1 protein-coding gene is annotated in these 1205 nt (G+C 46.9%); it reads right to left on the bottom strand.

Translation table 11 applies throughout. From position 1 onward, the window contains the following. Positions 1 to 16: 16 nt before the first annotated feature. Positions 17 to 1134, bottom strand: a protein-coding gene (locus KF784_20295) for an IS3 family transposase (GenBank protein ID MBX3121397.1) whose coding sequence is annotated in 2 segments (ribosomal slippage) — positions 17 to 882 and positions 882 to 1134 — 1119 coding nt in all. Because the reading frame shifts where the segments join, the coding sequence is not laid out codon by codon here. Between the last annotated feature and the right edge of the window lie 71 nt (positions 1135 to 1205).

Below are 1205 nucleotides of genomic sequence, written 5' to 3'. Positions count from 1 at the left end.
GGTAATCCCCCCATTTTTAATGGGAGCTTACAGTAGAGAGTTTTAGTTTAAAAGCTTCTGCCAGCTTCATAGCTGGCGTGATACCTCCAAGTGCCATACTCGGACGTTCATTATTGTAAATCCACAGCCATTGTGTTGCGGTAAGTTGCGCTTCCTCAATGGTTGCAAATTCATTCATCTCCAACCATTCATGCCGAACGGTTCTGTTATAGCGTTCCACGTAGGCATTTTGCTGTGGCTTTCCTGGTTGGATGTAATCAAGCTGGATACCTCGTTTCTTTGCCCAACAACGAAGTGTGCCGCTGATATTTTCCGGCCCATTATCACAGCGGATCTTCCTTGGCTGGCCGCGCCATTCGATGATCTGATCCAGGGCACGTGCAACACGCTCTGATGGAAGCGATATATCCACTTCTATTCCCAATCCCTCGCGATTGAAGTCATCCAGCACATTGAAGGTACGGAAAGACCTGCCATTGGTGAGCTGATCAGCCATGAAGTCCATCGACCATGTATCATTGGGTTGTTCTGGCACAGCAAGCGGTTCCGGCTTCTCCCGTTTTAACCGCTTGCGCGGCTTGATCCGTAAATTCAGTTCCAACTCGCGATAGATACGATACACACATTTGTGATTCCATTCAAAACCCTTCACATTACGCAAATAAAGGAAGCATAGACCAAAGCCCCAACGCTTGTGACAGGCCGTTAGCCGTAGCAACCAATCGGCGATTTCCTCGTTCTTATCGTTGAGTACCCGTCGATAGCGATAGCAAGTTTCAGAGATGCCAAATGTTGCACAGGCCAAACCGATACTAATAGACTTGTTTTGTACCGCCCACTGCGCTATCACCTTGCGCTGTGAGGGCTTTACCACTTTTTTCCGAGTGCTTCCTTCAGCAATTCATTCTGCATCTGGCTTTCCGCATACATCCGTTTCAGCCGTTTGTTTTCTTCAGCTATCGCCTTCATTTCGGATAGCATGGCGGCATCCATTCCACCATACTTGCTGCGCCATTTATAAAAACTCGCACTGCTCATCCCATGCTCACGGCATAAATCAGCCACAGGAATTCCTCCCTCTGCTTGTTTCAATATCTGCATGATCTGGTTTTCCGTAAATCGATGCTTCTTCATCAGTAAAATTCCTCTTCGTTTATGATAGAAAATTCTACTGTAGTGCACCTTTAATTTAGGGGAGGATTACC

This window comes from Fimbriimonadaceae bacterium (assembly GCA_019638775.1).
In the GTDB taxonomy this organism is placed as follows: Bacteria; Armatimonadota; Fimbriimonadia; order Fimbriimonadales; family Fimbriimonadaceae; genus JAHBTD01.
This window is presented reverse-complemented; position numbering and strand designations above follow the sequence as displayed.